9 protein-coding genes are annotated in these 6,504 nt (G+C 73.5%); 3 read left to right on the forward strand and 6 right to left on the reverse strand.

The genetic code is table 11. From position 1 onward, the window contains the following. The first annotated feature begins 36 nt into the window (after positions 1-36). The gene (locus FDA94_RS02760) at positions 37-837 is read left to right on the forward strand and encodes an SDR family oxidoreductase (RefSeq protein WP_137245404.1); all 801 of its coding nucleotides are present in this window, start codon (positions 37-39) and stop codon (positions 835-837) included. Here the strand turns inward: FDA94_RS02760 and FDA94_RS02765 are convergent. The 5 genes from FDA94_RS02765 to FDA94_RS02780 form a co-directional block, all read right to left on the reverse strand. Next, entirely contained in the window at positions 815-1,204 is a 390-nt protein-coding gene (locus tag FDA94_RS02765; protein WP_137245405.1) for a hypothetical protein, read from the reverse strand. The two genes, FDA94_RS02760 and FDA94_RS02765, sit on opposite strands and share 23 nt — an antisense overlap. Before the next feature lie 87 nt (positions 1,205-1,291). Further along, positions 1,292-1,480 (reverse strand): hypothetical protein, encoded by a 189-nt coding sequence (locus tag FDA94_RS02770; protein ID WP_137245406.1) that lies wholly within the window; start codon positions 1,478-1,480, stop codon positions 1,292-1,294. Beyond that, positions 1,465-1,602 carry a hypothetical protein gene (locus tag FDA94_RS38965; protein WP_170990749.1) on the reverse strand — a complete coding sequence of 46 codons (138 nt, stop codon included), beginning with the start codon at positions 1,600-1,602 and terminating at the stop codon, positions 1,465-1,467. The genes FDA94_RS02770 and FDA94_RS38965 overlap by 16 nt, the downstream gene beginning before the upstream one ends. Next, positions 1,599-2,771, reverse strand: a complete 1,173-nt coding sequence (locus FDA94_RS02775; RefSeq protein WP_137245407.1) for a cytochrome P450 — start codon at positions 2,769-2,771, stop codon at positions 1,599-1,601. The genes FDA94_RS38965 and FDA94_RS02775 overlap by 4 nt, the downstream gene beginning before the upstream one ends. Next, positions 2,768-4,330 carry an FAD-dependent oxidoreductase gene (locus FDA94_RS02780; RefSeq protein ID WP_212735138.1) on the reverse strand — a complete coding sequence of 521 codons (1,563 nt, stop codon included), beginning with the start codon at positions 4,328-4,330 and terminating at the stop codon, positions 2,768-2,770. The genes FDA94_RS02775 and FDA94_RS02780 overlap by 4 nt, the downstream gene beginning before the upstream one ends. A gap of 82 nt (positions 4,331-4,412) precedes the next feature. Between FDA94_RS02780 and FDA94_RS02785 the strand changes: the two genes are divergently transcribed. Continuing rightward, positions 4,413-4,739, forward strand: a complete 327-nt coding sequence (locus FDA94_RS02785; protein WP_137245409.1) for a hypothetical protein — start codon at positions 4,413-4,415, stop codon at positions 4,737-4,739. A gap of 13 nt (positions 4,740-4,752) precedes the next feature. Here the strand turns inward: FDA94_RS02785 and FDA94_RS02790 are convergent, their stop codons facing one another. Beyond that, positions 4,753-5,349 (reverse strand): TetR/AcrR family transcriptional regulator, encoded by a 597-nt coding sequence (locus FDA94_RS02790; RefSeq protein ID WP_137245410.1) that lies wholly within the window; start codon positions 5,347-5,349, stop codon positions 4,753-4,755. Between the two features lie 78 nt (positions 5,350-5,427). On the opposite strand from FDA94_RS02790, the gene FDA94_RS02795 reads away from it, so the two are divergent. Next, positions 5,428-6,504: glycosyltransferase (locus FDA94_RS02795; protein WP_170990750.1), on the forward strand; the 1,077-nt coding region annotated here is incomplete at its 3' end.

Genomic DNA, 6,504 nt, shown 5'->3' on the forward strand with positions numbered 1-6,504 from the left:
AGGCGGCCCGGACGTGACGTTCGTAGCCTCGGGCGCATGACCTTTCTCGTGACCGGGGCGACGGGCCGGGCCGGCCGCCACGTCGTCGACGCGCTGCTCGCCGAGGGGCATCGGGTGCGGGCCCTGACCCGGCATCCCGGCAGGGCCGCCTTCCCGCCGCAGGTCGAGGTGGCCGGGGGCGACCTCACCGATCCGGAGTCGCTGCGCGGGGCGTTACGCGGCGTAGTGGGCGTCCATCTGCTGACCACCGGCGGCGACGACTACGCCACCCTCACCACCGGCCCCGAGCTGGCCGCCCTGTTCGCGGAGGCGGGCGTCCGGCGGGTCACGCTGCTGTGGAACGGGCGGGTGGGGCCGGTCGAGGAGGCGTTCGCGGCCGGGTCGGTCGAGTGGACCCGGCTGGAGGCGACCGACTTCATGTCCAACACCCTGCAGTGGCTCCCCCAGATCGAGCGGGGCCGGGTGGAGGAGATGCGCGGTGACGTGCCCGTGGCGGTCGTCCACGAGGCCGACGTGGGAGCGGTCGCGGCCCGGGTCCTGATGGACGGGGGGCACGCGGGGCGGTCGTACACGATCACCGGGCCGGTCGCGCTGACGGTCCGCGACCGGCTCGCGGCGATCGGGAAGGTGCTGGGACGGCGGCTGGAGTTCGCCGAGCTGGGCGAGGAGCGGGCGCGGGAGAGCTGGCGCGCGGCCGGGCACGGGGAGGAACTGGTCGAGATCTTCACCGCGTGGCACGGCACTCCCCACCCGGCCACCCCTGTCGTCAGGGAGCTGCTGGGACGCCGACCGCTCACGTTCGAGCAGTGGCTCGCTACGTCCTTCGCAGGCCGATGATCTGGAGCGCGGCGAAGGCCGCGACCACCACGGCCTGGGCGAGCGCCCAGACCGCGCCGATCGTGGTGAGAGTCAGCGCCCCGGCGAGCACGGCGGCCACGCTGCCCAGCGTCCAGAGGAGGTTCAGGGCGATGACGGCCGTGGTCGCGGCCCGGCTGATCGGGTGGCGGGTGGACAGCAGGCCGACCGCGAGGGCGTACACGACCAGGAAGGCGCCGATCCCCCGGAGCAGGCCGGCCTCCGGGCCGAGCAGGGAGCTCACGGGGGCGGCGAAGAGGAGGTAGGTCAGGCCGTTGCCGCCGGTGACCACGGCGTCGCTGACGAGCGTGAGGCGCAGGAACTTCGTGCTGTCGGTGACGGTGGTCATCTCGGGCTCCTTCGGCGCGGGGGTTCGTGCTGACACCAGAAAGATGTCAGCCGCCGCGCGGAGCCGCGATTACGCCGCAGGTAACGGTCAGCCCGCCGGACGCCGGGCCGGTTCGCGGAGGGTGAAGACGCGCAGGAACGCGTCGAGCTGTTCGGGACGGCCCGAGAAGGCGACCTCGCCGGCCCTTGCCGCCCGGATCAGCGCCCGGTAGGAGGGCAGTCCCTCGGGCCGGAAGGTGAGCACGAGCTGTTCGCGGCCATCTACCTGGTGGGCCACCTCTCGACGGGGGTGCCCGCGATCGTCGCGGGCCGGCTCGTCGGGGTCGTCGGCGCGGCGCCGGCGGCGACCGGCTTCGGGATCGTCGTCGCGGTCGCGGCGCTGGCCGGCACGCTGGTCACGGCCGCGCGACCTCGGCGTACTCCACCCACAGGTGGCGCGGCCCGCGCAGAACCGGACTTGGCCGGTAGGGCGGCGGGTCGGTGACCAGCCTCGGTTCGCGCAGGCGGCCGACCAGCTCGGTGAGCACGATCTGCGCCTCCAGCCGGGCCAGCGGCGCCCCGAAGCAGTAGTGGACGCCGCCGCCGAACCCCAGGTGCTCGTTGCGCGGCCGGTCGAGGGAGAACCGGTCGGGGTCGGGCACGTGGGCGGGGTCGCGGCTGCCCGCCGCCAGGGCCAGCACGATGGGCGACCCGGCCGGGATGTCGACCCCGGCGACGGTGAGGTCCTCCAGCGCCACTCGCGAGGAGAGCATCTGCACCGGCGGCTCGAACCGCAGGAGCTCCTCCACCGCCGGGACGATCAGGCCGGGGTCGGCCTGGACGCGGGCCAGGATCTCCGGGTTGCGCAGGAAGGTCAGCATGCCGTTGGCGATCAGGTTGATCGTGGTCTCGTGCCCGGCGATCAGGAGCAGCACGCCGGTCCTGACGATCTCCACCTGGGTCATCTCGCCGTCGGCGATGAAGCCCGACAGCATGTCGTCGCCGGGTTCGCGGCGCCGGGCGTCGACCAGTCCGTCCAGGTAGTCGTTCAGCTTGCCGGTCACCTCCCGGCGGGCGCGCTCGCGTTCGGCGCGGCGCTCCTCGCCCGGCGCGAGCGTCTCGATGAGCTCGTCGGCCCAGGCGTGGAAGCGCCCCTCGTCCTCGCGGGGCACGCCGAGCAGGCGGCAGATCATCGCGACCGGCAGCGGGTAGGCGACCTCCTCGACCAGGTCGGCGCGCCGCTTCCCGGCGAGGGCGTCGATCAGGCCGGTCGTGATCTCCAGCATGTCGGGGCGCAGCGCGTCGATGCGGCCGGGTGAGCCGGGCGGGCCGAAGTGGCGCATGGCCAGGCGGCGCAGCCGGTCGTGCTCGGGCGGGTCGAGTGCGATGAAGGCCGGGGTGCGGTCGAGGTCGCGGCGGCGCGAGCTGATCCGCGGGTCGTGCAGCAGGGCGACGATCTCGCGGTAGGTGCTGACCACGTAGGTGCCGTCGTCCTGCCGCGCCACGGGCGTGGCCCGCAGCTCGGCGAACAGCGGGTAGGGGTCGGGGCGGCCCGACGGGTCGAGGAGGCGCTGGAACGGACAGCTCATGACGTGACGCCTCCGGGCGTGTGCAGCAGCGAGACCCGCCGTTCGGCCGGGTCGTGGCCGGTCACCACGACGGTCGTCTCGGCGGAGGCCGACAGCCGTTCGGGCACGCGTGCGGGCTGCGCGTCGCCCTGCGGGAACGGCGCGGCCTGCTCGATCCGGCCCTGGTAGAACTCCAGCCACATGCCCTGGTCGAAGGTGACGGCCGCGGTCAGCCGCCCCTGATAGCCGTAGGCGGCGACGAACCGGCGGTCGGCCGTCGAGCCCTGGGTGACGACGATCTGGTCGGCGAAGGTCGGCACGCCGACCGACTTGATGTTGATCCCGAACTGGCTCGACCAGAACACCGGCACCGCCAGGTGCGGCCAGCGGTGGGCCTGGTCGCTGATCATGTTGTGGGCGGCGATCTCGGCCTGCGCGACCGCGTTCCCCCAGTGCTCCAGCGTCATGAACTGGTACTGGTAGAGCGGGTGCGGGAACCGCGCGATGTCGCCGGCCACGAAGACGTCGTCGAGAACCAGCCCGTTGAGGTCGACGGCGCGGCAGCCCGCGTCGCAGGTCACGCCCCACACCCCGGCGGCCAGCCCCGACCCCCGCAGCCACTCGACGTTGCGGATCGAGCCGAGCGCCACCACGGCGACGTCGGCCTCGACCGTCGAGCCGTCGGACAGGAGCGCCCGCCGGAACCGGCCGTCGGCGTCACCCTCCAGCGAGGTGACGGTGGTGTCGCAGCGCAGGTCGACGCCGTGCGCGCGCTGCAGTTCGGCCGCGACGTCGCCGATCACCCCGCCCAGCGCGCTCACCAGCGGGGCGGGCCCGCGTTCCACGACGGTCACCGGCAGGTCGAGCTCGCGGCAGACCGAGGCGATCTCGCTGCCGGTGAACCCCGCGCCCAGGATCAGCACCCGCTTGGGCCCCGCCGCCAGCGCCGCGCGCAGCCCGGCCGCGTCCCCCGCCGTCCGCAGGGTGAACACGCCCGTCAGGGCGGCCTCCCGCTCGTCGTGCCAGGGACGGGCGCGGGTGCCGGTGGCCAGCAGGACCCGGTCGAACGGGATCTCGCGCCCGTCGGCCAGCAGCACCTTCTTCGCGGCCACGTCGAGGCCGGTGGCGGGGGTGCCGGACAGCCACTCGGCCTCGACCCGGCGGACCCTCGGCAGCTTGGTGTGCTCGGGCGCGACCTGCCCGGTGAGGACCTGCTTCGACAGGGGCGGCCGGTCGTAGGGCTCGCCCTCCTCATCCCCGATCACGGTCAGCGGCCCGGTGAACCCGTCGCGACGCAGCGCCTCGGCCGCCCGCGCCCCGGCCAGCGACCCGCCGACGATGACGATCCGGCCCTCGAACCGGATCCCGCACTCCCGCGAGGCGGGCAGGGCGCGCATGGCCGTCCAGTCGAGGTGGATGGCCTGGACGGGGCAGGCGGCCGCCGCCCGGAGGATGTGGTCGCGCTGGTCGTCGGGCGGGTCGAGGTCGTACCGGAGCACCTCCTCGCCCATGCTGAAGACCTCGGGCGCGAGGAAGACACACTGGCCGTAGCCCTGGCACCGGGTCAGATCGACGACCACTCTCACGAGTTCAGCCGTGCCCGCCCCCGGCGCCCGGAATGTTCAGATGGTGGCGATCTTTAGGTAAGCCACAATGTCCCCCATGGCCAAGCGGATCCTGTACGTGCTCCTGGCGGTCCTCATCGTCGTGGACGTGCCCTGGGCCGAGGGCCTGCGCTTCGAGCACTCGTCCGGGGAGATGGCGGAGTTCGCGCGCACGCTGGGACAGAACGACGAGGTCCGCGACGTGAGCCTGGGGCTGCTCTCATTCGTGTTCGTCCGCCAGGAGGAGGGCCACGTCGTCTTCTACCGGGGCCGGGGCTGGGACCACGACGGCTGGGGCTACATCTGGAGTCCCGGCCACCGTCCGGCCGACACCCGCCACTTGGACGGGCCCTGGTACCGGTTCCGGGACGACGCGCACATGTGACCCGCCCCGGCCCTCACCCGGGAACCGCGCCGAGGCGCGCGAGGTGCTCGTCGAGCAGTGCCGCGACCTCCGCCGGCGTGTAGTGGCCGACCAGGGTGGCGTTCACGACGCCCTGGGCGAAGGCGTAGAGGATGCTCGCCTGGCGGTTCGCGTCCAGGTCGGCGGCCAGTTGCCCGGCGGTCTGGGCCGCCCTGATCTGGTCGGCGAGGAAGGCCAGCAGGTGCGCGTATCCCATCCGCATGGCGAGGGCCTGGTTCTCGTTGACCACGGAGCTCGCCTGGAAGGCCAGGCCGACGCGGTTGAGGTAGCGGCGCTCCTCGTCCAGGGGCAGCAGTTCCAGCACGGTGGCGCGCAGCAGGTCGAGCGGCGCGGAGTGGCGCGCGGCCACGGCGGCGATCCGCTCGCCGATCCAGCCGCCGATGCGCTCCAGTGCCAGCAGGAGCATCTGCTCCTTCGTGGTGACGTAGTACTGCACCGCCCCCATGGACATCCCGGCCTCGGCGGCGACCTCCCTCAGGCTGACGCTCTCCATTCCCTTGTCGTGGACGATGCGGTGCACGGCGTCGGCGATGTGCCGCCGCCGGGCGTCGTGGTCGACGATCTTCGGCATACCCCGCCATTTTTCTCATGCGAGTGCATGGTGAAAACTCTTTTGTCATGCGACTGTATGACAAAAGAGGAGGGTCGCATGCGCGTTCTGATCATCGGTATCGGCACCCGGGGGGACGTGGCGCCCTACGCCGGACTGGGCGCACGCTTGCACGAGGCCGGGCACGAGGTGACGATCGCCGCCCACGAGCCCTATCGGGAACTGGTCACCTCAGCGGGCCTGGCGTGTCTGCCGCTGCCCGGCGACCCGATGTCCCTGCTGTCCATCAGCGCCTTCAAGCACTACGGCGAGCAGCTCGTCGAGGGCCTGGCCTCGATCGCCGAGCAGGAGGCCGACCTCCTGCTGACCGGCGTCGCGGGCGCGGCGGGCTGTCACGTCGCCGAGGCGATGGGCGTGCCGAGCATGGGCGTGCACCTGCAGCCGATCGACCCCACGGGAGACTTCCCGCCGGTCATGAGCGTGTTCCACCGGTCTCTCGGACGCTGGGGGAACCGGCGGGCGGCCCGGCTGGCGTTCGAGGTGCCCGCCGCCGGTCCGCTCGTCGCCGGGTTGAGCGCCAAGATGCGGCGCCGGATGGGCCTGCCCCCGATGACCCCCCGCGACCTGCACCGGCGCCGGGAGACGACCCAGTGGCCGGTCTTCCACGGGTTCAGCCCCCTCGTGGTGCCGCGCCCCGCCGACTGGCGGCCCGGACTGGAGGTCACGGGCTACTGGTGGCCGCCCCGGCCGGAGAACTGGCAGCCCGATCCGATGCTGCGCGACTTCCTGGCGTCCGGGCCCGCTCCGGTCTTCGTCGGCTTCGGCAGCCTGGCGGACACGCGGGTCGAGCGGTACACGGAACTGGCCGTCGCCGCGCTGCGGCGGGCCGGGCTGCGCGGCGTGCTGCAGACCGGCGCGCGCGGGCGGCTCTCCGACGACGTGCTCGCGGTCGGGGACGTGCCGCACGACTGGCTGTTCCCCCGGCTGGCCGCCGTCGCCCACCACTGCGGCGCCGGCACGACCGGGATCGGGGTGCGGTCGGGGGTTCCCGCGGTGGCCCTGCCGGTCATGCACGACCAGCCGTTCTGGGCGTCCCGGCTGACGGCGCTCGGCGTGGCTCCGGCCGCGATCCCGGCCCGCCGCCTGACCCCCGCGCGGCTGGCCGCCGCGCTCACC

This window comes from Herbidospora galbida, assembly GCF_005233835.1.
GTDB lineage: Bacteria > Actinomycetota > Actinomycetes > Streptosporangiales > Streptosporangiaceae > Herbidospora > Herbidospora galbida.

Bases quoted from the DNA above. Each gene is read 5' to 3' on its own strand.
- FDA94_RS02775 (WP_137245407.1), bottom strand. From the start codon at position 2,771: ATGAGCTGTCCGTTCCAGCGCCTCCTCGACCCGTCGGGCCGCCCCGAC.
- FDA94_RS02785 (WP_137245409.1), top strand. From the start codon at position 4,413: ATGGCCAAGCGGATCCTGTACGTGCTCCTGGCGGTCCTCATCGTCGTG.
- FDA94_RS02765 (WP_137245405.1), bottom strand. From the start codon at position 1,204: ATGACCACCGTCACCGACAGCACGAAGTTCCTGCGCCTCACGCTCGTC.
- FDA94_RS02760 (WP_137245404.1), top strand. From the start codon at position 37: ATGACCTTTCTCGTGACCGGGGCGACGGGCCGGGCCGGCCGCCACGTC.
- FDA94_RS02790 (WP_137245410.1), bottom strand. From the start codon at position 5,349: ATGCCGAAGATCGTCGACCACGACGCCCGGCGGCGGCACATCGCCGAC.